The sequence below is a fragment of the Pseudomonas sp. CFBP 13719 genome, from assembly GCF_014842095.1.
Taxonomy (GTDB): Bacteria; Pseudomonadota; Gammaproteobacteria; order Pseudomonadales; family Pseudomonadaceae; genus Aquipseudomonas.
Genome location: NZ_JACYVB010000001.1, coordinates 239,686 through 264,456, shown reverse-complemented (window position 1 = coordinate 264,456; position 24,771 = coordinate 239,686). Strand labels below are relative to the sequence as shown.

The 24,771-nt window shown below is 62.9% G+C and carries 25 protein-coding genes; 15 read left to right on the top strand and 10 right to left on the bottom strand.

Annotation, left to right across the window (positions count from 1 at the left end; genetic code table 11):
- Window positions 1-41 precede the first annotated feature (41 nt).
- The 4 genes from IFT57_RS01350 to IFT57_RS01335 form a co-directional block, all read right to left on the bottom strand.
- On the bottom strand, window positions 42-1,373 hold the full coding sequence (locus IFT57_RS01350) for a deoxyguanosinetriphosphate triphosphohydrolase (RefSeq protein WP_122712981.1): 1,332 nt from the start codon (window positions 1,371-1,373) through the stop codon (window positions 42-44).
- A 174-nt stretch (window positions 1,374-1,547) separates the two neighbouring features.
- A complete protein-coding gene (locus tag IFT57_RS01345; protein ID WP_122796874.1) occupies window positions 1,548-1,919 on the bottom strand; it encodes a hypothetical protein in 372 nt (123 codons plus the stop codon).
- A complete protein-coding gene (locus IFT57_RS01340; protein WP_049859111.1) occupies window positions 1,916-2,305 on the bottom strand; it encodes a phage holin family protein in 390 nt (129 codons plus the stop codon). The genes IFT57_RS01345 and IFT57_RS01340 overlap by 4 nt, the downstream gene beginning before the upstream one ends.
- A gap of 1 nt (window position 2,306) precedes the next feature.
- Window positions 2,307-2,621, bottom strand: a complete 315-nt coding sequence (locus IFT57_RS01335; RefSeq protein WP_122478822.1) for a DUF883 family protein — start codon at window positions 2,619-2,621, stop codon at window positions 2,307-2,309.
- A gap of 179 nt (window positions 2,622-2,800) precedes the next feature.
- On the opposite strand from IFT57_RS01335, the gene IFT57_RS01330 reads away from it, so the two are divergent.
- Window positions 2,801-3,115, top strand: a complete 315-nt coding sequence (locus IFT57_RS01330) for a transcriptional regulator (RefSeq protein WP_122478820.1) — start codon at window positions 2,801-2,803, stop codon at window positions 3,113-3,115.
- A gap of 54 nt (window positions 3,116-3,169) precedes the next feature.
- A complete protein-coding gene (locus tag IFT57_RS01325) occupies window positions 3,170-4,060 on the top strand; it encodes a pseudouridine synthase (RefSeq protein ID WP_122800534.1) in 891 nt (296 codons plus the stop codon).
- Between the two features lie 57 nt (window positions 4,061-4,117).
- Here the strand turns inward: IFT57_RS01325 and IFT57_RS01320 are convergent, their stop codons facing one another.
- The gene (locus IFT57_RS01320; protein ID WP_043188230.1) at window positions 4,118-4,339 is read right to left on the bottom strand and encodes a YgdI/YgdR family lipoprotein; all 222 of its coding nucleotides are present in this window, start codon (window positions 4,337-4,339) and stop codon (window positions 4,118-4,120) included.
- A 113-nt stretch (window positions 4,340-4,452) separates the two neighbouring features.
- On the bottom strand, window positions 4,453-5,037 hold the full coding sequence (mobA, locus tag IFT57_RS01315) for a molybdenum cofactor guanylyltransferase MobA (RefSeq protein ID WP_192150065.1): 585 nt from the start codon (window positions 5,035-5,037) through the stop codon (window positions 4,453-4,455).
- A gap of 73 nt (window positions 5,038-5,110) precedes the next feature.
- Between mobA and moaB the strand changes: the two genes are divergently transcribed.
- Both moaB and IFT57_RS01305 read left to right on the top strand, forming a co-directional pair.
- Entirely contained in the window at window positions 5,111-5,650 is a 540-nt protein-coding gene (moaB, locus tag IFT57_RS01310; RefSeq protein ID WP_122712977.1) for a molybdenum cofactor biosynthesis protein B, read from the top strand.
- Window positions 5,643-6,857, top strand: a complete 1,215-nt coding sequence (locus IFT57_RS01305) for a molybdopterin molybdotransferase MoeA (RefSeq protein WP_342030324.1) — start codon at window positions 5,643-5,645, stop codon at window positions 6,855-6,857. The genes moaB and IFT57_RS01305 overlap by 8 nt, the downstream gene beginning before the upstream one ends.
- Here IFT57_RS01305 and IFT57_RS01300 read toward each other — a convergent pair.
- Entirely contained in the window at window positions 6,854-8,323 is a 1,470-nt protein-coding gene (locus IFT57_RS01300; RefSeq protein ID WP_192150061.1) for a mannose-1-phosphate guanylyltransferase/mannose-6-phosphate isomerase, read from the bottom strand. The genes IFT57_RS01305 and IFT57_RS01300 overlap by 4 nt on opposite strands.
- 341 nt (window positions 8,324-8,664) lie before the next feature.
- Here IFT57_RS01300 and yegS point away from each other — a divergent pair, with 341 nt between their 5' ends.
- From yegS to IFT57_RS01285, 3 genes are all read left to right on the top strand, one after another.
- Window positions 8,665-9,567, top strand: a complete 903-nt coding sequence (gene yegS, locus IFT57_RS01295) for a lipid kinase YegS (RefSeq protein ID WP_122796866.1) — start codon at window positions 8,665-8,667, stop codon at window positions 9,565-9,567.
- A gap of 81 nt (window positions 9,568-9,648) precedes the next feature.
- On the top strand, window positions 9,649-10,578 hold the full coding sequence (locus IFT57_RS01290; protein ID WP_122712974.1) for a chemotaxis protein CheV: 930 nt from the start codon (window positions 9,649-9,651) through the stop codon (window positions 10,576-10,578).
- Between the two features lie 67 nt (window positions 10,579-10,645).
- Complete coding sequence (locus IFT57_RS01285; protein WP_192150059.1) at window positions 10,646-11,449, top strand: MOSC domain-containing protein; 804 nt, start codon at window positions 10,646-10,648, stop codon at window positions 11,447-11,449.
- Window positions 11,450-11,482: 33 nt separating this feature from the next.
- Here the strand turns inward: IFT57_RS01285 and IFT57_RS01280 are convergent, their stop codons facing one another.
- The gene (locus IFT57_RS01280) at window positions 11,483-13,414 is read right to left on the bottom strand and encodes a transglycosylase SLT domain-containing protein (protein ID WP_192150057.1); all 1,932 of its coding nucleotides are present in this window, start codon (window positions 13,412-13,414) and stop codon (window positions 11,483-11,485) included.
- Between the two features lie 180 nt (window positions 13,415-13,594).
- On the opposite strand from IFT57_RS01280, the gene IFT57_RS01275 reads away from it, so the two are divergent.
- Entirely contained in the window at window positions 13,595-15,508 is a 1,914-nt protein-coding gene (locus IFT57_RS01275; protein ID WP_192150054.1) for an ATP-binding cassette domain-containing protein, read from the top strand.
- A 59-nt stretch (window positions 15,509-15,567) separates the two neighbouring features.
- Here the strand turns inward: IFT57_RS01275 and IFT57_RS01270 are convergent, their stop codons facing one another.
- Window positions 15,568-16,011, bottom strand: a complete 444-nt coding sequence (locus IFT57_RS01270) for a universal stress protein (RefSeq protein WP_043188257.1) — start codon at window positions 16,009-16,011, stop codon at window positions 15,568-15,570.
- Between the two features lie 109 nt (window positions 16,012-16,120).
- Here IFT57_RS01270 and IFT57_RS01265 point away from each other — a divergent pair, with 109 nt between their 5' ends.
- From IFT57_RS01265 to IFT57_RS01235, 7 genes are all read left to right on the top strand, one after another.
- Window positions 16,121-16,558: a hypothetical protein gene (locus tag IFT57_RS01265; protein ID WP_122478800.1), complete on the top strand. Its 438-nt coding sequence runs from the start codon at window positions 16,121-16,123 to the stop codon at window positions 16,556-16,558.
- Window positions 16,559-16,876: 318 nt separating this feature from the next.
- Window positions 16,877-19,054, top strand: a complete 2,178-nt coding sequence (gene fadB, locus IFT57_RS01260) for a fatty acid oxidation complex subunit alpha FadB (protein ID WP_192150051.1) — start codon at window positions 16,877-16,879, stop codon at window positions 19,052-19,054.
- Between the two features lie 3 nt (window positions 19,055-19,057).
- Window positions 19,058-20,233: an acetyl-CoA C-acyltransferase FadA gene (gene fadA, locus IFT57_RS01255; RefSeq protein WP_122712969.1), complete on the top strand. Its 1,176-nt coding sequence runs from the start codon at window positions 19,058-19,060 to the stop codon at window positions 20,231-20,233.
- 105 nt (window positions 20,234-20,338) lie between these two features.
- A complete protein-coding gene (locus tag IFT57_RS01250) occupies window positions 20,339-20,590 on the top strand; it encodes a DUF1653 domain-containing protein (RefSeq protein WP_122478796.1) in 252 nt (83 codons plus the stop codon).
- A 99-nt stretch (window positions 20,591-20,689) separates the two neighbouring features.
- On the top strand, window positions 20,690-23,302 hold the full coding sequence (gene topA, locus IFT57_RS01245; RefSeq protein ID WP_192150049.1) for a type I DNA topoisomerase: 2,613 nt from the start codon (window positions 20,690-20,692) through the stop codon (window positions 23,300-23,302).
- Window positions 23,303-23,426: 124 nt separating this feature from the next.
- A complete protein-coding gene (locus tag IFT57_RS01240) occupies window positions 23,427-23,948 on the top strand; it encodes a DUF6586 family protein (protein WP_192150047.1) in 522 nt (173 codons plus the stop codon).
- A gap of 50 nt (window positions 23,949-23,998) precedes the next feature.
- On the top strand, window positions 23,999-24,232 hold the full coding sequence (locus tag IFT57_RS01235) for a hypothetical protein (RefSeq protein WP_163007598.1): 234 nt from the start codon (window positions 23,999-24,001) through the stop codon (window positions 24,230-24,232).
- A gap of 61 nt (window positions 24,233-24,293) precedes the next feature.
- On the opposite strand, the gene sulA is transcribed toward IFT57_RS01235, so the two are convergent.
- A complete protein-coding gene (sulA, locus tag IFT57_RS01230; RefSeq protein WP_192150045.1) occupies window positions 24,294-24,770 on the bottom strand; it encodes an SOS-induced cell division inhibitor SulA in 477 nt (158 codons plus the stop codon).
- Window position 24,771: the final 1 nt, after the last annotated feature.

Here is a 24,771-nt window from a genome sequence, read left to right as displayed (position 1 = left end):
AGTCAACTATCGTTTGTATTCGTTTATTTCCGCGCTACCGACTAGAACGAGTTCGAGCGCCCGGTCATTTCGCCGGCCATTTCTGCGGCATAACTGTCGGTCATGCCTGCGATGAAATCGATCATGCGCAGGAACGACTTGTGCAACGGCCAGTCCGGCTGTGGCGCGTTATGCCCCAGCAAGTCGAGAATGCGCTGGTGCTTGAACGACAACCTGCCAGTGGTGTGCTGCTCCAGCGCCGCGCCACAGAACGCATTGAGCAGCACTTCAAGGGTGGTGTAGGCGCCGATCTCGTGCAGGGTCTTGCGCTTGTCCTGGAAAATCTTCTTGCGTGCCATGTCCTTGGCGTCGAGCACGCAGCGCTTGGCCGGACCGTGCATGTGCTCGACCAGATCACCACTGAGCTGGCCGGCCAGCAACGCCTGCTGTTGCTCGACGAACGCGCGCGCGGCGGCGTTGGTCAGGTGCTCGATGGCCTTGCCGCGCAGGATCGCCAGCTTGCGCCGCCGCGAGTCCATTGGACCGAGCTGGCGATAGGTGTCGGGGATGTCATCGCCTACCAGGTCGAGCAACAGTGCCTCGACTTCGGCGTAGTCGAGCAACTCCATTTCCAGGCCGTCTTCCAGATCGATCAGGCCATAGCAGATGTCGTCCGCTGCCTCCATCAGGTACACCAGTGGATGCCGGGCCCAACGCTGCTCTTCGAGCAGTGGCAGACCCAGCTTGCCGGCAATCTGTTCGAGCAGCGGCAGTTCGCTCTGGTAGCAACCGAACTTGTGCTTCTTGTAGCCCAATGCGTCGGCGTGACGCGCCGTCCACGGGTACTTGAGGTAGGTGCCCAGGGTGGCGTAGGTCAGCCGGGTCCCCCCGTCGAACTGGTGGTATTCGAGCTGGGTCAGCACCCTGAAGCCTTGGGCGTTGCCTTCGAAATTGAGGAAGTCGTCGCGCTCCACTTCGCTCATTGCGTCGAGCCAGCCACGCCCGGCTGCCTGGCGGAACCAGTGGCGAATGGCGTCTTCACCGGAATGTCCGAAAGGCGGATTACCGATGTCGTGGGCCAGACAGGCCGATTGCACGACCATGCCCAAATCGCTGGGCTCGCACCATTGCGGCAGCTGATCACGCAGTGTTTCGCCAACACGCATGCCTAAAGAGCGGCCCACGCAACTGACTTCCAGAGAATGGGTCAGGCGGGTATGGATGTGATCGTTGCTCGACACTGGGTGGACCTGGGTCTTGCGCCCCAGCCGGCGGAAGGCGCCGGAAAAGATGATGCGGTCGTGATCCTTGTGGAACGGGCTGCGGCCCAGTTCTTCCGGGCTGTGCAGGGGCTTGCCCAAGCGTTCGCGTGTAAGCAGTGTGTGCCAATCCAAGGCGATTCCTCCGGGACCCGATCGAGCCTGCAGTGTCGGCCTGCATGCGCTGGCTGGCAAGGCTGGCATCGGGCCTTGAACGTATGAGCAGGTAGGTGCAGCCAGGAAAGTCAGGCAAAAAAAAACAACCCGGATACGTTTACGACCGCACCCGGGTTGCTTTTTCAGCCAGGCCTAGCGTCTGCGCGAAGAGCCCTGCATGGCCAGTTTGATCACTGGCAACAGCAGCGTACCGACCTTGGCCAGTCGCGAGAGACGGCCCGGACCACGCACGGGCGCGACGACCGGAGCACGAGCGCTGTTACCAGCCCCGCGGCCGGTCAGGAAGCCCATCAGGGTGACACCGGCAATACCCCATAGCGAGGCATGCTTGATACCCATGCTGGTCTGCACCGATTGGCCCAATCCGCGCAGGCGGTTGAGTGGATTGACCAGTTGTCGCGACTCATGTCGCAGCTCCTGGCGATGCATTTCCATGCGCAGGCGAATCAACGACTTGCGCATGTCGCGCCGCGACTGCGCGCTGGTAGGTTCGTTTCGGCTCATGGCAGCAGGCGCTCCCGGTCATTGGCCAGTTCTTCCAGTGTTCCACTGAACGGCGAAGATTCATCGAACACAGCCGCCTTGAGACGGAATGCGCAGAAGATACCTGCCAGTACGTAGAACACCGCCAGGCCGACCATGCCGGCCATGCGGTAGTTGTCCCACAGCAGAATCAGAATGAGCCCGGACAACGCCACCAGTGCCAGCAGGGCGAAGACCAGGGCCAGGCCTGCGAACAGCAACAGGCTGACGGTTCGAGATTTCTGCTCCTGCAACTCGATGCCGAACAGTTCGACATGACTGCGAAGCAGGCCGAGCATGGCAGCACCCAGGCGCCGAGACGTGGAGCCGGTGCTGTTATCTGTGGTATCCGAGTCGAGGAGAGACATATCAGTGCCTTGTGGCCAGCAGGCCCAGAAGGAAGCCGACACCGGCAGCTATGCCGACTGACTGCCATGGGTTTTCCTGCACGTAGCCTTCGGCGGCCACTACGGCCTCCTGGCTACGCTCGGCAGCGGTTTCCTTGGTTTGCTGCAGCGACTCACGAGCCTTGAGCAGGCTTTCGTTGATCTGCGCACGCAATTCTTCGGCCTGGGTGCCGGCGATGCTGGCGGTGTGCTCGAGTAGTTTCTCGGTGTCACGGACCAGGGTCTGAAAATCGGCTTTGAGAACTTCTTGGGCTGCTTTGGTGCTCGGGGTGGCCATGTTGATCTCCATATGGGTGGCGTCTGGATATTTCGAGTGAGGGTGATCCCGAAGGTTCAGTGCCATTGCGCGGGATAATCCCTTGTATAGCCCATAATCGACATGTCGGGGCAATTGACGGGTCTCGGGCGGCTGCCTTATGCTGTATAAAGATACAGTATATGGATAATCGCTCGCCCATGCTCAACGTCGAACAACTCAAGTACAGCGTCAACCGCATGGCCCCGGACGTGGTTCGCGAAGCCGTGCTGGAACTGCGTCTCGACGGCCTGGTTACCGAAGGCAAGACCCCGTTCAGCAAGCTGCACTTCAACACCTGTTTCGCCGAAGTCGAGGCGCTCTTCCAGCGCGCCGGCTATCACCGACCGCTGGATGTGGTCGGCTACAAGGGCCTGCTGTACGCCTTGTACGACCCCACGCGCTGGGAAGCGGTCGAGGTGCTGCGTTGGCTCAAGGAATTCACCGAGGCCGCCGAGGCTGTCCACGCGCGATGACAGCCGTGGCGCCGTGGGCGATAATCGCGGCCTGAAACCATCGTGGATCAAGGCATGTCTGCACCCAAATTCGACCCTGCTGCGCATCAGGCCAGCACCCTGTGCCTGCCACCCGGCAAATGGGCGACCGTGCTGGATTGCCTGTGCGAACATTTTCCGGCCATCGACCGCGCTCAATGGTTGAGCCGCATGGCCAGGGACCGGGTGCTGGACGCCGACGGCGTACCCATCGGACCCGCCCATGGCTACCGCCAGGGCCTGCGCATCCATTACTTTCGCGAAGTGCCGAACGAGCGGCCGATTGCCGCGCAGGAGCAGGTGCTGCACGTCGACGAACATCTGGTGGTGGCCGACAAGCCCCACTTCCTGCCAGTGACCCCGACTGGCGAGTACGTCGAGCACACCTTGTTGCGGCGCCTCATTCGCCGCCTCGACAACCCCCACCTGGTGCCGCTGCACCGCATTGACCGGCACACGGCGGGTCTGGTGCTGTTCTCGGCCAATCCGCAGACACGCAGTGCCTATCAGCAGTTGTTCCCCACCCGACAGATCGAAAAGCGCTACGAGGCCATCGCGCCCGCATTGCCTGAACTGGCCTTTCCATTGGTACATCGCAGCCGCCTGGAGCATGGCGAACCGTTTTTCCGCATGCGTGAAGTGCCGGGGACGAGCAACAGTGAAACCCGCCTGGAAGTCGCCGAGAAAGGCGAGCACTTCTGGCGCTACGTGCTCAACCCGGTCACCGGCAAGACTCACCAGTTGCGCGTCCACATGACCGCGCTGGGCGCCAGCATCTGCAACGATCCGTTCTACCCGCAGCTCAGCCATACCGAGGTGGACGACTATGCCCGGCCATTGAAACTGCTGGCCCGCTCGCTGCAGTTCCACGACCCGATCGACGGCCGCCTGCGCAATTTCGAGACACAACTGAAGCTGACGTTCTGAAACGACAAAGCCCGCCAGAGGGCGGGCTTTGTCTTGCAACACTGGAACTCTGTTTAATCAGAGTTCCTTGACGGTACGGACCTGGTCTTTATTGACACGGGTAGTCTTGCCGTCCAGTTGCTCGAATTCGTAGAAACCAGCGTCTTCGTCATAGGAGGGCGTGTCCACTGCCTGGATTTCACGACCGTCGTTCAAGGTGATCACGGTAGGCGATGCGCAACCGGCAAGCGATGCCAGGCCCAGCGCGAGCATGAAGGCGGGAAGGATCCGGTGAGTCATTGTGTTTCTCCACAAAACAAAAAAGGGTGCTGGCGTATACGGGGATGAGACGCGGTTTGTGCCAGCAAAGTTCCATTGGCCCGACCGCCGCAGTCTAGCGCTTGCCGACCCGCTCAGCGACCCAGCAGTTGTGGCGTATTGAGGTTGGCCAGGCGCGGATCGTTCTCGGCACATTGCAGCGGCTGGGCGCCGAGTGCCAGCAAGACATTGCGAGGGCTCCGTTCGCCGGCATCCCAGGCTTGCTGCACGACCGGCAGATGCGCCTTCTGAACGATGCACAGCAACGGCTCCCAGAACGTACCCTGGCGCACCATCAACGGCAGGGTCGGCTGAGCGTGCTGCGCATGGCGCATGGCTTCGAGCAAGGCCTCGTCCACGCCCGGCACGTCACAGGGCAATACCAGCAGCAGCGGGTGTCGAGCGGCGCTCAGGCCGGCCAGAATGCCCGCCAGCGGTCCGGGAAAGTCGCCGCTGTCGTCGTGCACTAACCGGTCGGCGAAGGCCGCGTAGCGCGGATAATTGCGGTTGCAGGAGATGATCAGGTCATCGGTCAGAGGGCGCACGTGCTGTTGCAGATGCTCGATCAAGGGCCGGCCATGCCAGTCGATCAGGCCCTTGTCGCGGCCGCCCATGCGTTGTCCGCGGCCACCTGCCAGCAGCAGGACGGAGCAGGGGGGCAAGGTGTCGACAGGGTTCATTCGGGGCCTCGGACAGTGGCTGTGGGGCTGTGATATAACACCGTCCATCCCGCCAAACAACCGGACCCAGCCAATGAAAGCCAAGGCAGATGTACCCTTTGTGCCGCTCAATATCGCGGTGTTGACTGTCAGCGACACCCGCACCGTGGAAACCGATACCTCCGGCCAGTTGTTCGTCGACCGCCTGAGCGCGGCAGGCCACGGGCTTTACGCTCGCGTACTGCTCAAGGACGACCTGTACAAAATCCGCGCCCAGGTGGCGCAGTGGATTGCCGATGACCAATGCCAGGTGGTGCTGATCACCGGTGGCACCGGTTTCACCGGCCGCGACAGCACTCCGGAAGCCGTGGCCTGCCTGCTGGACAAGCAGGTCGACGGGTTCGGCGAACTGTTCCGGCAGATCTCCGTCGCCGACATCGGCACCTCGACCGTGCAGTCGCGTGCGCTCGCCGGGCTCGCCAACGGTACCCTGGTGTGCTGCCTGCCCGGTTCGACCAATGCGTGCCGTACCGGCTGGGACGGCATTCTTGCCGAGCAGTTGGACGTGCGTCACCGGCCGTGCAACTTCGTCGTACACCTCAAGCAGGCCGAGCCCTGCGTCAGCCGTGGTTGAGTTGCCGGCGGCGCAGCCGTTGCTTCCGGTAGAACAGGCGCTGGCGCAACTGCTGGCCATGGCCGACGCCACGCCTGTCCGCGAGCGTGAACGAATCGCCCTGGCCCAGGGCAGTGGCCGCGTGCTGGCCGCTGACCTGATCGCCACCCTCGACCTGCCGCCCTGGCCCAACAGCGCCATGGACGGCTACGCGCTGCGCCGTGAAGACTGGCAAGGCGAGCCGTTGCGGGTCAGCCAGCGCGTGTTCGCGGGCGCCGTGCCCGCGCCCCTGGAACCCGGCACGTGCGCACGCATCTTTACCGGTGCGCCGATGCCCGAAGGCGCCGACTGCGTGGAAATGCAGGAGAACGCGCAGATCGTGGACGACGAGCGGGTGAGCTTCGACCAGCCCTTGAGGGTCGGCCAGAACATACGTCCCCAGGGCCAGGAAACCCGCATCGGCGAACGCCTGCTCGAAGCCGGCAGCCGCTTGGGTGCGATTGAACTGGGCCTGTTGGCGTCCATGGGGCATGCGCACATCGACGTGGTCCGTCGGCCACAGGTGGCGGTGCTGTCCACGGGAGATGAGTTGGTCGAGCCAGGTCAGCCGCTGGGGCCCGGACAGATCTACAACAGCAATCGTCAGGTGCTGTGCAGTGCCTTGAGCGGTTTGGGCTGTGAGGTGGTGGATGCCGGGATTCTGCCCGACGATCTGCAACAGACACGCCAGCGCCTGTCGGCCCTGGGGGATGTGGACCTGATTCTGTCCACGGGAGGCGTCTCGGTGGGTGAAGCCGACTTTCTCGGCATCGCCTTGCGCGAGGAAGGGCAGCTGGCTCTCTGGAAACTGGCGATCAAACCCGGCAAGCCGCTGACGTTCGGCCACTTTCGTGGCGTACCGGTCATCGGCCTGCCGGGCAATCCCGCGTCGACACTGGTCACGTTCACCCTGCTGGCACGGCCTTACCTGCTGCGTCGGCTGGGTGTGCGCGACGTTGCGCCACTGAGCTTTCAGGTGCCAGCCGGATTCGCCTGGCCACGCGCCGGTACTCGTCGCGAATACCTGCGCGGGCGTATCGAGCAGGGCCGGGCGGTGATCTATCCCAACCAGAGCTCCGGCGTGCTGCTCAGCGCCGCCTGGGCCCATGGGTTGGTGGAAATACGCGAAGGCTGCACATTGAATGAAGGCGATCTGGTCGCCTTCATCCCGTTCAGCGAGCTGTTTTAAGCGTTGCTCTTGGTCGCTTCGACGGCCGCCGGTGCGCGGCCGTAGATGTCGGTGAAGCGCACGATATCGTCTTCGCCCAGGTATTCACCGCTTTGCACCTCGATCATGACCAGGTCGATCACCCCGGAGTTGACCAGGCGGTGCACGTGGCCCTGCTTGATGAAGGTCGACTCGTTGGTGTCGAGCAGGAACTCGTTGTCACCGTTGGTGACTCGGGCCATGCCGCTGACCACGATCCAGTGTTCACTGCGGTGGTGGTGCATCTGCAGCGACAGGGTGCCGCCGGGCCTGACCACGATGCGCTTGATCTTGAAGCGCTTGCCTTCCTCGAGGATGGTGTACGTGCCCCATGGCCGGGTGACCGTGCGGTGCAGGCGGAAGGCATCGTGGCCCTGGCGCTTGAGCTGCTGGGCAAGGAACTTGACGTCCTGGGTACGGCTGCCGTCGGCGATCAGCAGTGCGTCCGGCGTATCGATCACCACCAGGTTGTCGAGGCCGACGGCACCGACCAGGCGGCGTGGCGAGTCGATGTAGCAATTGCTCACGTCATGCAGCACGGTTTCGCCGTTGCACTGGTTGCCCTGTGCGTCGGCCGGAGTCAGCTCGCGCACCGCCTGCCACGAACCGATGTCGCTCCAACCCATCTGACACGGAATGACCGCCACCTTGTCGGAGCGCTCGAGCAGTGCGTAGTCGATGGAAATGTCCGGTGCCAGGGCGAAGGTGCTGCTGTCCAGCTCGACCTGCAGCTCGCGGTTGCCCTGCTTGCTGTGGCTGACCTGCAGGCAGGTGGTGGCGGCCAGCAGCACGTCCGGCGCGTGCTTTTCCAGTTCGCGCAGCAGCACGTCCACACGCATGCAGAACATGCCGGCGTTCCACAGGTAGTCGCCGCTGTCCAGGTAGGCCTGGGCGGTGGCCTGGTCCGGCTTTTCACGGAAGTGCGCGACTTGATAGCTGCCATCGCCCAGGTCGGCGCCGCGCTCGATGTAGCCAAAACCGGTTTCCGGCGTTTGCGGCACCAGGCCGAACGTCACCAGCCAACCCTCGTCGGCTTTCTTGCGTGCTGCGCTGACCGCAGCCTGGAAGGCGTCGATGTCGCGGATCAGGTGGTCGGCCGGCAGTACCAGCAACTGCGCCGACGCGCCGTAGTGCTTGGCGGCATGCAGGGCGGCGCTGGCAATGGCTGGCGCGGTGTTGCGGCCCGCAGGTTCGAGAATGAAGTCGAGCAGGGCATCGCGGTCGTTCAATTGGCGGTAGTCGTCCAGCGTGCGGAAGAACACCTCGCGGTTGGTCACGGTCAGCACACGGTCCACGCCCGGCAGATGGGCGGCACGAACGAAGGTTTTCTGCAGCAGGCTCTCGCCGTCCGGCAGGCGCATGAATGGCTTGGGCATGGCTTCACGCGATACGGGCCACAGGCGGGTGCCGGAGCCTCCGGCGATGATGCAGGGAATCAGAGTCGTCATAGGTCGAGCCTCGAGTTGAAGGTGGCGGACGGCACCTGCGAAGGCAAGCGCACACGTCCAGCCGGGCTGGATGCATGAAAAGGTCAATGAAGAAGGGTAAAGCGCAGGATTCAGCGATTCGACAATGCTACCGCCAGCCTGGAGACGGGCTGAACGTGCAGGAATCGGGGGGTAACGGCGACTTCGATAGTGGCCAGTTGCTTCGCAGTAAAGCCTAAACGAGAACCGTTGGCGAGTGGTAAATGCACGAATGGTTAAAAAGTTTTCGGTCGGGCTTTTTTTCCTGCGGCTGTGGTCACATCAGGCACAGTTCCACTTACTGGCCACCGGAGACATGCAGCATGAGCGAGCGCAAGGCAATCCTGATATTGCACGGCAAACAAGCTTCCAACGAAGACGTCCGCACTGCGGTGGAGCATTACCGGGAGCAGGGCAACGCACTGGACGTGCGTCTGACCTGGGAAGGCGGCGACGCCCAGCGTCTGGTCGATGAGGCGCTGCAAGCCGGCTACACCCAGATCATCGCCGGCGGTGGCGACGGCACCCTGCGCGATGTCGCCGAAGCGATGGCGCTGGCCAAGACCGACGCCAGCCTGGCGTTGATGCCCCTGGGCACAGCCAACGATTTCGCACGTGCCGCCGGCGTTCCGCTGGAACCCGAACACGCATTGGCGCTGCTTGCCCGCGAGCCTCAGGCCATCGATCTTGGTGAAGTGGGCGGGCAGGTGTTTCTCAACATGGCAACCGGCGGTTTCGGCAGCCAGGTCACGGCCAACACTTCCGAAGACTTGAAGAAGGTGCTCGGTGGCGCCGCTTACCTGTTCACCGGGCTGTCGCGATTCAGTGAATTACGTGCCGCCTCCGCCTCGCTCAGCGGCCCGGACTTCCATTGGGAAGGCGATCTGCTGGCGCTGGGCATCGGCAATGGACGCCAGGCCGGTGGTGGCCACGAATTGTGCCCCGAAGCCGTGGTCGACGACGGACTGCTGGAGATCAGCATTTTGCCGGCACCGACCGAAGTGGTCGGCACCTTGAAAAGCCTGCTCGGTGGCGGCGGACTGGAAACACTGTTCGTGCGCGCGCGGCTGCCGTGGGTCGAAATCAACAGCAAGGAGAACCTCGACATCAACCTCGATGGCGAGCCATTGCGCGGCGAGAATCTGCGCTTCAGCGCCATGCCCAAGGCATTGAAAGTTCATCTGCCCGCCGGGTCGCCTCTGCTGAGCCATGGACAACTGACTTAACGGCGCCGACGGCAGTCAAGATATTCGCGCCAGCGCCGATAGCCCGGTACATCTTCTTTCACTTGGGCTTTGGAGTTTTACATGGCCGGCATTCTTGACTCGGTTGACCAACGTACGCAGCTGGTGGGTGAAAACCGTCTGGAGCTGCTCATGTTTCGCCTGGCCGGCAGGCAACTGTTCGCGATCAACGTGTTCAAGGTCCAGGAAGTCCTGCAGTTGCCCAAGCTGACGCTGATGCCGCAGCGCCATCCCTATGTCTGCGGCGTGATCAATCTGCGCGGGCAGACCCTGCCGGTGATCGACCTGTCCCAGGCCATCGGCATGCGCCCGCTGGTGCCGGGGCCGAGCAGCACCATCATCGTCACCGAATACAATCGCTCGATCCAGGCCTTCCTGGTTGGCGGTGTCGATCGCATCGTCAACATGAACTGGGAAGCGATCCTGCCGCCTCCCGCCAGTGCCGGGCGCCAGCATTATCTGACCGCGATCAGCCGGGTCGACGAGCAACTGGTCGAGATCATCGACGTGGAAAAGGTGCTCGCCGAAATCGTCCCCTACAACGCTCGCGTTTCCCGCGACAAGCTCGACGACCCCTTGCTGGCGCGTGCCCGTGGCCGAGAAGTGCTGCTGGTGGATGACTCGACCGTGGCACTTGCGCAGTTGCGCGATACCTTGTCCCAGCTGGACATCAAGATGCACGTGGCCAGCGATGGCCTGAAGGCGTTGAACAAGCTCAAGGCCTGGGCCGATACCGGCGAGCGCATGACCGACAAGCTGCTCATGGTCTTCACCGACGCCGAAATGCCGGAAATGGACGGCTACCGCCTCACCACCGAAATCCGCAACGACCCGCGACTGCGCGAACTCTACGTGGTGCTGCACACCTCGCTGTCGGGCAGCTTCAACGAGTCGATGGTGAAAAAGGTCGGCTGTGACAACTTTCTGTCCAAGTTCCAGCCCGACAAACTGGTCGACGTAGTGCGCCAGCGCCTGGAGCTGGATCAACGCTGACAGGCCCTCGTTATTGTCCCGTCGGTTCCGCTAGACTGGGCTTTTCTCAGTCCTGAGGAGCCGGGCCATGTCGAGCCTCGCCGCGCTGTACCGTTACCCGCTCAAATCGGCCATTGGCCAATCGCTGCAGCAATCCCCAGTCGATGGCTTGGGGCTGCTCGGTGACCGCCGCTGGATGCTGGTCGATGCCCACAGCGGTCGGTTCCTCAGCCAGCGCGCCGACCCCCGCCTGGGGCAGTTGGGTACACAGGTCGTTGAAAACGCAGGCCTGCGTCTGAGCGCAGCCGGACACCCCGACCTCAACGTGCCAATCCCCGAGGCAGGCGAGCTGCGCGGGGTCACCTTGTGGAACGACAGCTTCCGCGTCCCCGACGCTGGCGATGAAGCAGCGCGCTGGGTCAGTGATTTCGTCGGCAAGCCGACTCGGCTGGTGTATGTGCCCGTCGAGCGTGCCCGCACCGTCAGCGCCGGTTACGGCGAAGGCGGCGACAAGGTGGCTTTTGCCGATGGCTTTCCACTGTTGTTGATCGGCCAGGGCTCGCTGGACGACCTCTGCGCACGAGTCGGACGGACGCTGGAGATGGCGCGCTTTCGGCCCAACCTGGTCGTTCGGGACAGCGCCGCCTTTGCCGAGGACGGCTGGAAGCGCATTCGCATCGGCAGCCTGGACTTTCGTGTGCTCAAGCCCTGCGCGCGCTGCATTCTGACTACGCTGGACCCACAGACCGGCGAGCGCAGCGCCGATCGCGAACCCCTGGCGACCCTCAAGCGCTACCGCCAGCAGGACGGTCATGCGATGTTCGGCCAGAATCTGGTGTGCGATGGCGCCGGCGTGCTGGAAGTGGGGATGCCGATCACTGTGCTCGAGTGACAGGCCGGCAGCCGGCAGGCTGCCAGGCTTGGCTCACTGGTCGTCGAAGAAGCGTTCGTGCCAGTCCACCACCGGCTGCGGCGCGTTGAGCTTCTCGCCATAGATGACGGCGTAGGACAACACGTTCTGCACGTACTGGCGGGTTTCATCGAATGGAATGGACTCCACCCAGACATCGAAGCTCAGGTGGTTTGCGCCTCTGAGCCACTGCCGTACGCGCCCGGGGCCCGCGTTGTAGGCGGCCGAGGCCAGTACCCGATTGCCGTTGAACTGGCTGTGCACCTGGCTCAGGTACGCCGCACCCAGCTGGATGTTGGTGTCGGGGTCGAGTACCTGCTGCGGCGACGACAGTGGGATGCTGAACTTGCGCGAGGTCTCTTTGGCGGTACCCGGCATCAACTGCATCAGCCCCATGGCGCCGGCACCGGAGCGGGCGTCGTCCATGAAGGCGCTTTCCTGACGGGTGATGGCAAACACCCAACTGGTGTGCAGGCCTCGCACATTCGCTTCGCGAATAAGGGTGTCGCGGTGAGCCATCGGGAAGCGGATGTCCAGGTCGTCCCAGTACTGCGCCTGGCTGATCGTGCGAATGGCCGGGAAGTACCAGCGCATGTCGTAGGCCAGCTTGGCCTGGGCAACCATCTCGTCACGGTCGAAATGGCGGCTGACGTGATACCACTCGCGTCGCGCATCGACGATCTGGCCACGCGCGTACAGCTCAAGCGAACGGCGCACACCGGCGGTGTTGCGCACCTTGTTGACCAGCGCCTGGCTCATCACCAGCGGCTTGTTGTTGAGCGAGTAGGGCGCCTGGATGCGGTCGGCCGCCAGGAAACCGTAGAAGTCGCGCTCCTTGGCCACCGCCTTGTACAGCGACGGCACCTTGGCACTCTGCGGCTGGGCCAGCTCCAGGCTGCGCGCCTGCCAGTACTGCCAGCGGTTGGTCTTGGCCAGGTCCTTGGGCAGGCGGGTGGTGAGGTCGTAGGCTTCCTGCCAGCGGCCCAGGCGCAGCAGCAGGCGCAGGCGCCATTCGGTCACGGTGTCGTCGCGCAGCTCCGGATCGTAGCGGGTCATCAGTTCCAGCGCTCGCGGGTCGTAGCGCCGCGCCAGGGTCAGGCCGATCTCACGGGCGATGGCAACCTTCTCCTCGGCCGAGAAACGCATGCTGCTGGCATAGCTGTCGAGCATGCGCATGGCTTTTTCCGGGTCCTGACGGGCCAGACGGCGCAGGCCCAGCCCGACCACGTCGGACATGGCTTCGTCGACCGGCATGAAGCGCGCCGGTTGATCGAGCAGTTCGGGTTTCTGCGCGACGTCGAGCAGCAGTCGACCCTGACTCGACAGGCTGGTCAGGCTCTGTACCAGGCTGGTGGCCAACGGGTAGTTGCGTTCCTGGGCCGCCAGCTTGGCGCGCTGCCAGCGCTTGTTCTCGGTCAGCTGGCCTTCGCTGGCCCAGCGCTGGAACAGCCCGTCGCAGGCCGTAGGCAGCGATTTGCCGGTGAGCCACAGTTTGTCGGCATTGGCATAGCCTTCGGCGCGCAGCTGGCTGTTGCTCAGTTGGTACTGGCCGTACAGGCAGTCGAGCTCCTTGAAGTTGAGCTTGGGGTCGTAGTATTTGACGAACGGCGCCCATTCGCCGCGCTCGGCCAGCTGCCGCAGCCAGCGCAGCTTCATCCAGTTGGCCTGGGGCAGGTCGCCGTGCTTGGCGAAAAAGCCTTCGATCTCGGCGTTGCTGGCGCTGCGCAGGCGCGGGGTGAGCTCGTCGTAGGCCAGGTAGGCCTCCAACGGGTAGTCCTGAAGCTCGGCGGCGTAGCGCATGTACGGCCCGCTGTCGCCCTTGGCCAGGGCGCGCTTGGCCTCGTCGTAGTACTGACGCTGCGTGGCCAGGTCGGCGGCCTGGACGTTGGCGACGCTGGATGCAGAAAGGATAAGGCAGGACAACAGGCTGAACAGGCGACTGCGCATGAGACTTCCAGGCAGAAAAGACGTGACAAGTGTCGGCAGTGCCAGCACTAAAGAAGTGAGCCTAGCTTAGCCTCTAGGGCAGGCGCGATGAAAGCGTTGAGGATCATTCATTTTATTGTTGCCTTCGGTCTGCCGGGGTAAAAGTCGGTTAGAATGCGCGCCCGGTTTTTGGAGAAGCTCATGACCCTGCTCAAATTCAGCGATGTGTCCCTTGCATTCGGCGCGATGCCGTTGTTGGACAAGGTGTCCTGGCAGATCGCCCGTGGTGAGCGGGTGTGCATCATCGGCCGCAACGGCACTGGCAAATCCAGCATGCTGAAGCTGGTCAAGGGCGTGCAGAAACCCGACGACGGCGCCGTCTGGCGCGCGCCGGGGCTGAAGATCGGCGAGCTGCCGCAGGAACTGCCGGTGGCCGACGACCGGACCGTGTTCGACGTGGTTGCCGAAGGCCTGGACGGGGTCGGCGCTTTGCTGGCCGAATACCACCACCTGAGCCAGAACATCGTCACCGACGAAGACCTGAACAAGCTCATGCACGTCCAGCAGGATCTCGAAGCCCGTGACGGCTGGCGCCTGCAGCAATTGGTCGACAGTACCCTGAGCCGCCTGCAACTGCCGGCCGACAAGACCTTGAAGCAGTTGTCCGGCGGCTGGCGCCGCCGCGTCCTGCTGGCCCAGGCGCTGGTGTCCGAACCTGATCTGCTGCTGCTCGACGAACCGACCAACCACCTGGACATCGGCGCGATCGCCTGGCTCGAAGAAGCCCTCAAGGATTTCCAGGGTGCGGTGCTGTTCATCACCCACGACCGTTCCTTCCTGCAGAATCTGGCCACGCGCATTCTCGAACTCGACCGCGGCGGCCTGATCGACTGGAACGGCGACTACGCCAGCTTCCTGGTGCACAAGGAAGCCATGCTGTCGGCCGAGGAAACCGCCAACGCGCTGTTCGACAAGCGTCTGGCCCAGGAAGAAGTGTGGATCCGCCAGGGCATCAAGGCCCGACGCACCCGCAACGAAGGCCGCGTGCGTGCGCTCAAGGCACTGCGTGTGGAGCGCGGCGAACGTCGCGAGCGTACCGGCAAGGCCAACATCCAGCTCGATACCGCCGACAAGTCCGGCAAGCAGGTCATGGTCCTCGACAACGTCAGCTTCGCCCATCCGGGTGGGCCGATGCTGATCAAGGATTTCTCCATGGTGCTGCAGCGCGAGGACCGTATCGGCCTGCTGGGGGCGAACGGTACCGGCAAGACCACGCTGCTCAAACTGATGCTCGACAACCTGCAGCCCACCAGTGGTTCGGTCGACGTCGGCACGCGCCTGGACGTCGCCTACTTCGACCAGTTGCGCCACCAGCTCGATCTGGAAAAAACCGTCATCGACAACGTTGCCGAGGGCCGCGACTTCATCGACATCGACGGTCAGAGCCGCCACGTGCTGAGCTACCTGGGCGACTTCCTGTTCAGCCCGCAGCGTGCACGCACGCCGGTCAAGGCCCTGTCGGGCGGTGAGCGTGCGCGCCTGTTGCTGGCCAAGCTGTTCAGCAAGCCGGCCAACCTGCTGGTACTGGACGAACCGACCAACGACCTCGACGTCGAGACCCTCGAACTGCTCGAAGAAGTGCTGTCCGCTTTCAAGGGCACCGTGTTGATGGTCAGCCACGACCGGGCCTTCCTCGACAACGTGGTCACCAGCACGCTGGTGTTCGAAGGCGACGGCAAGGTTCGCGAATACGTCGGTGGCTATCAGGACTGGATTCGTCAGGGCGGCTCGCCCAAGCTGCTTGGCGTGACCGAGAACAAGTCAGGCAAGGCCGAGCTCAACAGCGCCGTGGTCAAGGCCGCAGAGCCTGCGCCAGTGGAAGCACCGGCGCCCGCCAAGAAGAAGCTCAGCTACAAGCTGCAGCGCGAGCTGGAAGCCCTGCCGGGCCAGATCGAAGCCAAGGAGCAGGAAATCGCCGCGCTGGAAGCCGAGATGGCCGATGCCGGGTTCTATCAGCGGCCTGCCGCGCAGACGGCGGAAGTGATGGCCAAGCTGGAAGCTTCGCAGGCCGAGCTGGAAGTCATGGTCGAGCGCTGGGCCGAACTCGACGCCTGAACCTCGAGCTGACCACTCACCCCGAACCGGCATGGATGCCTGGTCCGGGGTGATGCACGTCACTCGGCGCGCTTGACCAGGCGCACCGCCAAAACGTCGCACGGCGCGCCGTGCAACACGTCGTTGGCCGTCGAACCGAGCAGCAATGCCAGGCCATGACGGCCATGACTGCCGACCACCACCAGGTCGCATTCCGATTTCTTCGCCAGGTTGTGAATTTCCTGACGCGGCTGGCCGTAGGTCAGGTGGCAATCGCCGACGACCAGGTCCGGGTACTTGACCTTCAGCGTTTCCAGGCGCTCCTTGGCCTGGTCGAACTGCTGCTGCTGCAACTGCGAGAGGTCCATCGGCACGTCCCCGCCGAAAGCCATGGCCATGGGTTCGACGATGTGCACCAGCGAGAGCTTGGCGCCGTTGCTGACCGCCAGCTCCCGGGCCCGCTTGATGACCGGGTCACACTCCTCGGTGAGGTCGACGGCGACCAGAATGTGTTGGTAGGGCATGAGAAGCACTCCTGACGATTGCGATAGCTTGAGTATGGACTGTTTGGGCGGGGCGCGACATGAACAACCCTCGCCGATCTATTTGAAACGCTTAGCGGGTGTACTCTTTATGACGGTGTGGATAGTCGTGTCAATCCTTGCGCTGATTCTCAGCCCCATGGTATGGCTGAGGCCGTCGCGCAGCCAGAGCGGCCGCATGGCCGTGCGCCTGCAGGCGCGGCGGATGGGCCTGGCCATGCAACTGGCCCCCCAGCAGTGGCCGCACTGGCTCAGCGTCGAGCCGCCCGACCCCTGTGCGCAATACCATCGGCCACGCCGCAAGGGCCGGGTCGACAGCTGGAGCTACTGGCAGACCGAACCGGGGGTCTGGTGCAATCAGTGGCGCGAAGCCTGCGTCGATCCACTGCTGCTGCCTCACCTGGCTACCTTGCCCGCCGACGTCTACAAGCTCGAAGCCGGGCCGCAGATGCTCGCGTTGTACTGGGGCGAGAAGGGTGACGAAAAGGTACTTCAGGATATTGCAAAGGTCCTTCAAGCGCTGGCTTGATCGCTGTCTCGAGCTATCGTCATATGCCTGCGGCAGGCTGTCGCAGGTACGCTTTTCCGCGCATTCCAGAAATGACCGCAAAGTCGCGTTTTCTCGCGGCTGGCGCGGCATTTGACAATCGTCCGCAATTCCGTGAATGTACACGCAGCCCAATCAAACGGGCGTATGAATCGAGCGTTTTTCAGTCACGCTCCAGCATTATCCCGACTACCGCGCTGACGGGTATGCCTGGCTACAGAGAGCGGCGGCCATGTACCGCCCCCTTTTACCCAGCGTCAGGCGTGTACTGTTCAGCTTCCATATCGTGGAGATCAGTGGATGATTTACGAAGGTAAAGCCATCACGGTGAAGGCTCTTGAAAGTGGCATCGTCGAACTGCGTTTCGACCTCAAGGGCGAGTCCGTCAACAAATTCAATCGCCTCACGCTCGAAGAGCTGCGCGCAGCGATCGCGGCGATCAAGGCCGACGCTTCGGTCAAGGGCGTGATCGTCGCCAGTGGCAAGGACGTCTTCATCGTCGGTGCGGACATCACCGAATTCGTCGAGAATTTCAAGTTGCCCGAAGCCGAGCTGGTCGCGGGCAACCTGCAGGCCAATCGCATCTTCAGCGACTTCGAGGACCTCGAGGTGCCGACGGTTGCCGCCATCAACGGCATCGCCCTGGGCGGCGGCCTGGAAATGTGCCTGGCTGCCGACTACCGGGTCATGTCCAGTGAAGCGAAGATCGGCCTGCCCGAGGTCAAGCTGGGCATCTACCCAGGTTTCGGCGGCACGGTGCGCCTGCCGCGCATCATCGGCGCCGACAATGCCATCGAGTGGATTGCGTCGGGCAAGGAAAACGCCGCCGACGATGCGCTCAAGGTGGGTGTGGTCGATGCGGTCGTGGCGCCGGACAAGCTGGAGGCTGCTGCTTTAGACCTGGTCAAGCGCGCAATCAGCGGCGAATTCGACTACAAGGCCAAGCGCCAGCCCAAGCTGGCCAAGCTCAAGCTCAATGCCATCGAACAGATGATGGCCTTCGAAACCGCCAAGGGCTTCGTCGCCGGCCAGGCCGGGCCCAACTACCCCGCGCCGGTAGAGGCCATCAAGACCATCCAGAAAGCCGCCAGTTTCGGTCGCGAGAAAGCCCTGGAGATCGAGGCCGCCGGCTTCGCCAAGATGGCCAAGACCTCGGCTGCGCAAAGCCTCATCGGCCTGTTCCTCAACGATCAGGAGCTCAAGCGCAAGGCCCGTGGCTACGACAAGGTGGCCCGCAACGTGAGTCAGGCGGCCGTGCTGGGCGCTGGCATCATGGGCGGTGGCATCGCCTATCAGTCGGCGCTCAAGGGCACGCCGATCCTGATGAAGGACATCAACGAGAAGGGCATCGAACAGGGCCTGGCCGAGGCGTCCAAACTGCTCGGTGCACGCGTCGAAAAAGGTCGCCTGACCCCGGCGAAGATGGCCGAAGCGCTCAACGACATTCGTCCGACGCTGTCCTACGGCGATTTCGGCCATGTCGACATCGTCGTCGAAGCGGTGGTGGAAAACCCCAAGGTCAAGCAGGCAGTGCTGGCCGAGGTCGAGGCGCAGGTCAAGGACGACACCATCCTGGCGTCCAACACCTCGACCATTTCCATCAACCTGCTGGCCCAGGCACTCAAGCGTCCGGAAAACTTCGTCGGCATGCACTTCTTCAACCCGGTGCACATGATGCCGCTGGTCGAAGTGATCCGTGGCGAGAAGTCCAGTGAGGTTGCCGTGGCGACCACCGTGGCCTATGCCCGCAAGATGGGCAAGAACCCCATCGTCGTCAACGATTGCCCCGGCTTCCTGGTGAACCGCGTGCTGTTCCCGTACTTCGGTGGGTTCGCCCGGCTGGTCAGTGCCGGTGTCGATTTCGTGCGCATCGACAAGGTCATGGAGAAATTCGGCTGGCCCATGGGCCCGGCCTACCTGATGGACGTGGTCGGCATCGACACCGGCCATCATGGCCGTGACGTGATGGCCGAAGGCTTCCCGGATCGCATGAAAGACGAGCGCCGCTCTGCCATCGACGCGCTGTACGAGGCCAACCGCCTGGGTCAGAAGAACGGCAAGGGCTTCTATGCCTACGAAACCGACAAGCGTGGCAAGCCGAAAAAGGTCGCCGATCCTGCGGCGCTGGACGTGCTCAAGCCGGTGATCTACGAACAGCGTGAGGTCTCCGACGAAGACATCGTCAACTGGATGATGATCCCGCTGTGCCTGGAAACCGTACGCTGCCTGGAAGACGGCATCGTCGAAACCGCAGCCGAGGCCGACATGGGCCTGGTCTATGGCATCGGTTTCCCCCCGTTCCGCGGCGGTGCGCTGCGCTACATCGATTCGCTGGGCGTTGCCGAATTCGTCGAACTGGCCGACCGCTACGCCGAACTGGGTCCGCTGTACCAGCCTACGCAGAAGCTTCGTGAAATGGCGCGTGCTGGCCAGACCTTCTTCGGGCAAGCGGCCAACGTACAGAACAAGGGTGAATGACTGATGAGCTTGAATCCTAGAGACGTGGTGATCGTCGACTTCGGTCGCACCCCCATGGGCCGCTCCAAAGGCGGCATGCACCGCAACACCCGCGCCGAGGACATGTCGGCGCACCTGATCAGCAAGCTGCTGGAACGCAACGCCAAGGTGGACCCGGCCGAAGTCGAGGACGTGATCTGGGGCTGCGTCAACCAGACCTTGGAGCAGGGTTGGAACATCGCCCGGATGGCGTCCCTGATGACGCAGATCCCGCACACTGCAGCCGGCCAGACCGTCAGCCGCCTGTGCGGCTCGTCCATGAGCGCGCTGCACACTGCCGCCCAGGCGATCATGACCGGCAACGGCGATGTGTTCGTGGTCGGCGGCGTCGAGCACATGGGCCACGTCGGCATGATGCACGGCGTCGATCCGAACCCGCACATGTCGCTGTACGCCGCGAAAGCGTCGGGCATGATGGGTCTTACCGCCGAGATGCTCGGTAAAATGCACGGCATCACCCGCGAACAGCAGGATGCCTTCGGCGTGCGCTCGCACCAGCTGGCGCACCAGGCTACGGTCCAGGGCAAGTTCAAGGACGAGATCATCCCGATGCAGGGGTGCGACGAGAACGGCTTCATCAAGGTCTTCGACTACGATGAAACGATTCGCCCCGACACCACCCTGGAAAGCCTTGCGGCGCTCAAGCCTGCCTTCAACCCGAAGGGCGGTACGGTCACGGCCGGTACTTCGTCGCAGATCACCGACGGTGCCTCGTGCATGATCGTGATGTCGGCGCAGCGCGCCCAGGACCTGGGCATCACGCCATTGGCGGTGATCCGCTCCATGGCAGTGGCCGGCGTCGACCCCGCGATCATGGGCTACGGGCCAGTGCCGGCCACCCAGAAAGCGCTCAAGCGCGCAGGTCTGGGCATTGCCGACATCGACTTCATCGAACTCAACGAAGCCTTCGCCGCACAGGCCCTGCCTGTGCTCAAGGATCTGAAAGTGCTCGACAAGATGAACGAGAAGGTTAACCTGCATGGCGGCGCGATCGCCCTGGGGCATCCTTTCGGTTGTTCAGGTGCACGAATTTCCGGCACGCTGCTCAATGTCATGAAGCAGAATGGCGGCACATTCGGCCTGGCTACCATGTGCGTAGGCCTGGGGCAGGGCATCACCACGGTCTTCGAGCGCGTCTAGTCCTGACGAGCCAGTCGAACCAACCGGGGCCCAGTGTCCCGGTTTTGCTTTTTCCGGGTTTATTTAGAAAAGTATTTCAATCGAGTATTTCAAGCGAGGCGCAACATGCATATACAACCAGGGCTCTATCGTCATTACAAAGGCCCCGAGTATCGTGTCTATGGCGTCGCGCGCAGTTCCGAGGATGAACAGGAAGTCGTGTTCTATCAGGCGCTGTACGGTGAGTTCGGCCTCTGGGTGCGACCGCTGAGCATGTTCCTGGAGTCGGTCGAGGTTGACGGCGAGAGCGTCCCGCGCTTTGCTTTGGTGAAGGCCGAACCCAGCCTGTTTTCCGTTCCGCAGGCGCCGACCGCTTGAACCTCGGCGCTTGACCTCACGTTCTCACCACTATATATAGCGGGGCCTCGCAAGGCGCCGCATGCCTTTCATTTCAAGTATTCAGGAATTTTCCGATCCATGGGCAAATCGCTGGTCATTGTGGAATCCCCGGCTAAGGCCAAGACCATCAACAAGTATCTGGGTGACCAGTACGTGGTGAAGTCGAGTATCGGCCATATCCGAGACTTGCCCACCAGCGGTTCGGCGAGCGCCAGCAAGGAGCCGGCCGCCAAGCGCGGCAAGGCGGCGGCTGCCGACGCGCCGGCCCTGTCGCCCAAGGAAAAGGCCCGCAAGCAGTTGGTGGCACGCATGGGCGTGGATCCGGACCAGGGCTGGAAGGCCAAGTACGAGATCCTCCCCGGCAAGGAAAAGGTCATCGAGGAACTGCGCCGGCTGGCCAAGGATGCCGACACCATCTATCTGGCGACGGACTTGGACCGCGAGGGGGAAGCCATTGCCTGGCACCTGCGCGAAGCCATCGGTGGCGATGACAGCCGCTACAAGCGCGTGGTGTTCAACGAGATCACCAAGAAAGCCATCCAGGAAGCCTTCTCTCGCCCCGGCGAGCTGGACATCGATCGGGTCAATGCGCAGCAGGCGCGGCGCTTCCTCGATCGCGTGGTCGGCTACATGGTGTCGCCGCTGCTCTGGCAGAAGATCGCCCGCGGGCTGTCCGCTGGTCGCGTGCAGTCTGTGGCAGTGAAACTGGTGGTCGAGCGTGAACGCGAGATCCGCGCGTTCAATCCCGAGGAATACTGGGAAGTGCATGCCGACCTGGCGTCGGCCAAGGCCGCCAAGGTGCGTTTTGAAGTGGCTCGCGAGAACGGCGAAGCCTTCAAACCCCTCAACGAAGCCCAGGCCATGGCCGCGCTGGCCAAGCTCAAGGATGCCAGCTACAGCATCGTCAAGCGCGAAGACAAACCCACCAGCAGCAAGCCGTCGGCGCCGTTCATTACTTCCACGCTGCAGCAGGCCGCGAGCAACCGCCTGGGCTACGGCGTGAAGAAGACCATGATGATGGCGCAGCGCTTGTACGAAGCTGGCTATATCACCTACATGCGTACCGACTCCACCAACCTGTCGGTCGACGCCGTGGAGATGGCTCGGGCCTACATCGAGAGCGAGTTCGGCAAGAAGTACCTGCCGGAATCGCCGATGGTCTACGGCAGCAAGCAGGGCGCCCAGGAAGCGCACGAGGCCATTCGCCCATCGGACGTGAACACTCATCCGAGCAAGCTGAACGGCATGGAACGCGATGCCGAGCGCCTCTACGAATTGATCTGGCGCCAGTTCCTCGCCTGCCAGATGCCGCCTGCCCAGTACCTGTCGACCACCGTTACCGTGGCTGCCGCTGATTTCGAGCTGCGCGCCAAGGGCCGTATCCTCAAGTTCGACGGCTACACCCGTGTGCTGCCACAGATGAGCAAGCCGGGCGACGACGACGTGCTGCCGGAAATGAACCAGGGTGAGCAACTCAAGCTGCTCCAGCTGGACCCTACTCAGCACTTCACCAAGCCGCCTGCGCGCTATTCCGAAGCCAGCCTGGTCAAGGAAATGGAAAAACGCGGCATCGGTCGTCCGTCCACCTACGCGGCGATCATCTCGACCATCCAGGACCGTGGCTACGTGGCGCTGCACAACCGTCGCTTCTACTCGGAAAAGATGGGCGACATCGTCACCGAGCGGCTGTCCGAAAGCTTCTCCAACCTCATGGACTACGGCTTTACCGCCGGCATGGAAGAGAACCTCGATGATGTGGCACACGGCGAGCGCGACTGGAAGAACGTTCTCGACGAGTTCTACGGAGACTTCAAGGGCAAACTGGACGTTGCCGGTGCGGCTGACAGCGGCATGCGCGCCAACCTGCCGACCCTGACCAACATCGCCTGTCGCGAATGCGGCCGGCCGATGATGATCCGTACCGCGTCCACCGGGGTGTTCCTGGGCTGTTCGGGCTATGCGCTGCCACCCAAGGAACGCTGCAAGGTCACCATCAACCTGATTCCAGGCGACGAGATCGCGGCCGACGACGAAGGCGAGTCCGAATCGCAGATTCTGCGCGGCAAGCATCGCTGCCCGGTCTGCGCGACCGCCATGGATGCGTACCTGCTGGATGAAAAGCGCAAGCTGCACATCTGCGGGAACAACCCCGACTGCCCTGGCTACGAGATCGAAGAGGGCAACTACCGCATCAAGGGCTATGAAGGCCCCAGCCTGGAATGCGACAAGTGCGGCAGCGAGATGCAGTTGAAAACCGGCCGTTTCGGCAAGTTCTTCGGCTGCACCAACCCGGAGTGCAAGAACACCCGCAAGCTGCTCAAGAGTGGCGAAGCGGCACCGCCCAAGATGGACGCGGTGAAGATGCCCGAGCTCAAGTGCGAGAAGGTCAACGACACCTACGTGCTGCGCGATGGCGCATCGGGTCTGTTCCTGGCCGCCAGCCAGTTTCCGAAGAACCGCGAAACCCGTGCCCCGCTGGTGCTGGAGATCATCCCGCACAAGGATGAGATCGATCCCAAGTACAGCTTCCTGTTCGACGCGCCGATCAAGGACCCGGACGGCCGTCCGACCGTGATCCGCTACAGCCGCAAGACCAAGGAGCAGTACGTGCAGAGCGAGGTCGAGGGCAAGCCGACCGGTTGGAAGGCTTTCTACGACGGCAAGACGTGGAAGGTCGAAGACAAGCGCTGAAGCGCCAGCAGCACCAAGGCCGCACCGTCCCCAGGACAGTGCGGCCTTTTCATTTGTGGCTTGCACTGGCTGGGCAGGTTCCCGACACTGTTGCAGTCGAGTGTTCACTGCGGAGATCGCCAGCATGGCCTATGAGCTCTATACCCGTACCAACCAGAAAATCTATTTCACCGGGCTGGCGCTGGAAGCCATGGGCAAGGCCGAACTGGGCCAGGCCATCAATGCGCAGGCTCAGTCGCAGGCTCAGCGCGAATCCGCGCTGTTCCACCTGTACGGTGCATTGTTGGGGCTGTGCCACGAGATCGCCGGCTATTACCGCCTGCCTCAGGCCGGTACTGCCCGTGCGGAAAACCTGCTGACGGCGCAGGCGCTCGACGGCACGTCCATTCCCGAGCTGGCGGAATTAGTGGAGCTGGCCCAGCATTCGCACACCTGGCTGGCGCAATTGCTTGCTGCGCACAGCGCGCTGTTCGTACCGCCCAGGGCCCCCAAGAAGCCCAAGGGCGATGTGACCCAGCCGCTGATCCAGGCGGTCAATCTGGATGAGGTCGAAGAGCCGGAACTCAGCCGCGAGGTGCTCGAAAGCTGGCGTCAGCAGCTCAAGGGCTTGACCGTTCGTTTCCGCGAAGGGCTCAGTGAGTGCTGATTTGCCTTGACACTGCTACAATGCCCGCCTTTCGTGGAGAACATGTCCTTATGCCAACGTCCTTTCTTGAGATTGTCGAGCTGCCTGACGGCCGCATCGAGTTGCGTCGTGCCGAGGACGAAGGTTCGCTGGTGACGCTGAATTTTTCCGAAGATGCCAAGGCATTCCTGCAGGGCCAGCACGTGGAAGTGGCCAAGGCCATGCTCAGTGTCGGCGTGCAGATGGCCGGCAAGCTGGTGGAAGGGGAGATCGACAAGGACGACGGCCCGCACGTCCTGCACTGATCCTGCCGCGCGGCGAGCGCCTTGCGCTGGCCCGAGCGGGCAGTATTCCGTTATCGCAGGTTTATCCCAAACGAATGTTCAGGCTCTGCGCGCTGCCCTGGCGCGCGGCCGTGATCAATTGTTGTCTCGCCGCGGAAGGTAGCGGGTTGAGCCAGCTGACCACGGTATGGCTGCGACCCAGGCGTAACGCCTCGCATGCCAATTGCTGGGCGCTTTGCGTACCCCAAGGCTGAAGTAGCAATATGCGCTCGCGATTGAGCCCTGCATCGCGCAGCCAGGCTTGCGTCAGGCTTGCCGGCGGAGCGATCAGCGTCAGCCAGCGCGCGTCCTGCTCTTCGCTCAATTCCCGCAGCATGGGCGCCAGCAGGCTCAGGCAGTTCCCCGCGGCACCACGTAGAGACATCTCGCTGAATACATCCGGGTCGGCGACGGTCCACGGCGACTCGACGGTCTCCTTGAACAGCGGCGTTGCCGGTGCAGCCATGAATGCTTCGAACAGCGACATTTGTGCTTGTTGGGGTGACAGGGGAAACTGCATG

What these genes read in the sequence shown, in the direction of transcription:
- IFT57_RS01320 (WP_043188230.1), bottom strand. Translation starts at nt 4,339, where the DNA reads ATGACTCACCGGATCCTTCCCGCCTTCATGCTCGCGCTGGGCCTGGCA.
- IFT57_RS01235 (WP_163007598.1), top strand. Translation starts at nt 23,999, where the DNA reads ATGCCAACGTCCTTTCTTGAGATTGTCGAGCTGCCTGACGGCCGCATC.
- IFT57_RS01290 (WP_122712974.1), top strand. Translation starts at nt 9,649, where the DNA reads ATGGCCGGCATTCTTGACTCGGTTGACCAACGTACGCAGCTGGTGGGT.
- fadA (WP_122712969.1), top strand. Translation starts at nt 19,058, where the DNA reads ATGAGCTTGAATCCTAGAGACGTGGTGATCGTCGACTTCGGTCGCACC.
- IFT57_RS01265 (WP_122478800.1), top strand. Translation starts at nt 16,121, where the DNA reads ATGACGGTGTGGATAGTCGTGTCAATCCTTGCGCTGATTCTCAGCCCC.
- fadB (WP_192150051.1), top strand. Translation starts at nt 16,877, where the DNA reads ATGATTTACGAAGGTAAAGCCATCACGGTGAAGGCTCTTGAAAGTGGC.
- IFT57_RS01330 (WP_122478820.1), top strand. Translation starts at nt 2,801, where the DNA reads ATGCTCAACGTCGAACAACTCAAGTACAGCGTCAACCGCATGGCCCCG.
- IFT57_RS01250 (WP_122478796.1), top strand. Translation starts at nt 20,339, where the DNA reads ATGCATATACAACCAGGGCTCTATCGTCATTACAAAGGCCCCGAGTAT.
- IFT57_RS01335 (WP_122478822.1), bottom strand. Translation starts at nt 2,621, where the DNA reads ATGGCCACCCCGAGCACCAAAGCAGCCCAAGAAGTTCTCAAAGCCGAT.
- sulA (WP_192150045.1), bottom strand. Translation starts at nt 24,770, where the DNA reads ATGCAGTTTCCCCTGTCACCCCAACAAGCACAAATGTCGCTGTTCGAA.
- IFT57_RS01340 (WP_049859111.1), bottom strand. Translation starts at nt 2,305, where the DNA reads ATGTCTCTCCTCGACTCGGATACCACAGATAACAGCACCGGCTCCACG.
- IFT57_RS01275 (WP_192150054.1), top strand. Translation starts at nt 13,595, where the DNA reads ATGACCCTGCTCAAATTCAGCGATGTGTCCCTTGCATTCGGCGCGATG.
- IFT57_RS01285 (WP_192150059.1), top strand. Translation starts at nt 10,646, where the DNA reads ATGTCGAGCCTCGCCGCGCTGTACCGTTACCCGCTCAAATCGGCCATT.
- IFT57_RS01280 (WP_192150057.1), bottom strand. Translation starts at nt 13,414, where the DNA reads ATGCGCAGTCGCCTGTTCAGCCTGTTGTCCTGCCTTATCCTTTCTGCA.
- IFT57_RS01300 (WP_192150061.1), bottom strand. Translation starts at nt 8,323, where the DNA reads ATGACGACTCTGATTCCCTGCATCATCGCCGGAGGCTCCGGCACCCGC.
- yegS (WP_122796866.1), top strand. Translation starts at nt 8,665, where the DNA reads ATGAGCGAGCGCAAGGCAATCCTGATATTGCACGGCAAACAAGCTTCC.
- IFT57_RS01270 (WP_043188257.1), bottom strand. Translation starts at nt 16,011, where the DNA reads ATGCCCTACCAACACATTCTGGTCGCCGTCGACCTCACCGAGGAGTGT.
- IFT57_RS01325 (WP_122800534.1), top strand. Translation starts at nt 3,170, where the DNA reads ATGTCTGCACCCAAATTCGACCCTGCTGCGCATCAGGCCAGCACCCTG.
- IFT57_RS01345 (WP_122796874.1), bottom strand. Translation starts at nt 1,919, where the DNA reads ATGAGCCGAAACGAACCTACCAGCGCGCAGTCGCGGCGCGACATGCGC.
- moaB (WP_122712977.1), top strand. Translation starts at nt 5,111, where the DNA reads ATGAAAGCCAAGGCAGATGTACCCTTTGTGCCGCTCAATATCGCGGTG.
- mobA (WP_192150065.1), bottom strand. Translation starts at nt 5,037, where the DNA reads ATGAACCCTGTCGACACCTTGCCCCCCTGCTCCGTCCTGCTGCTGGCA.
- topA (WP_192150049.1), top strand. Translation starts at nt 20,690, where the DNA reads ATGGGCAAATCGCTGGTCATTGTGGAATCCCCGGCTAAGGCCAAGACC.
- IFT57_RS01240 (WP_192150047.1), top strand. Translation starts at nt 23,427, where the DNA reads ATGGCCTATGAGCTCTATACCCGTACCAACCAGAAAATCTATTTCACC.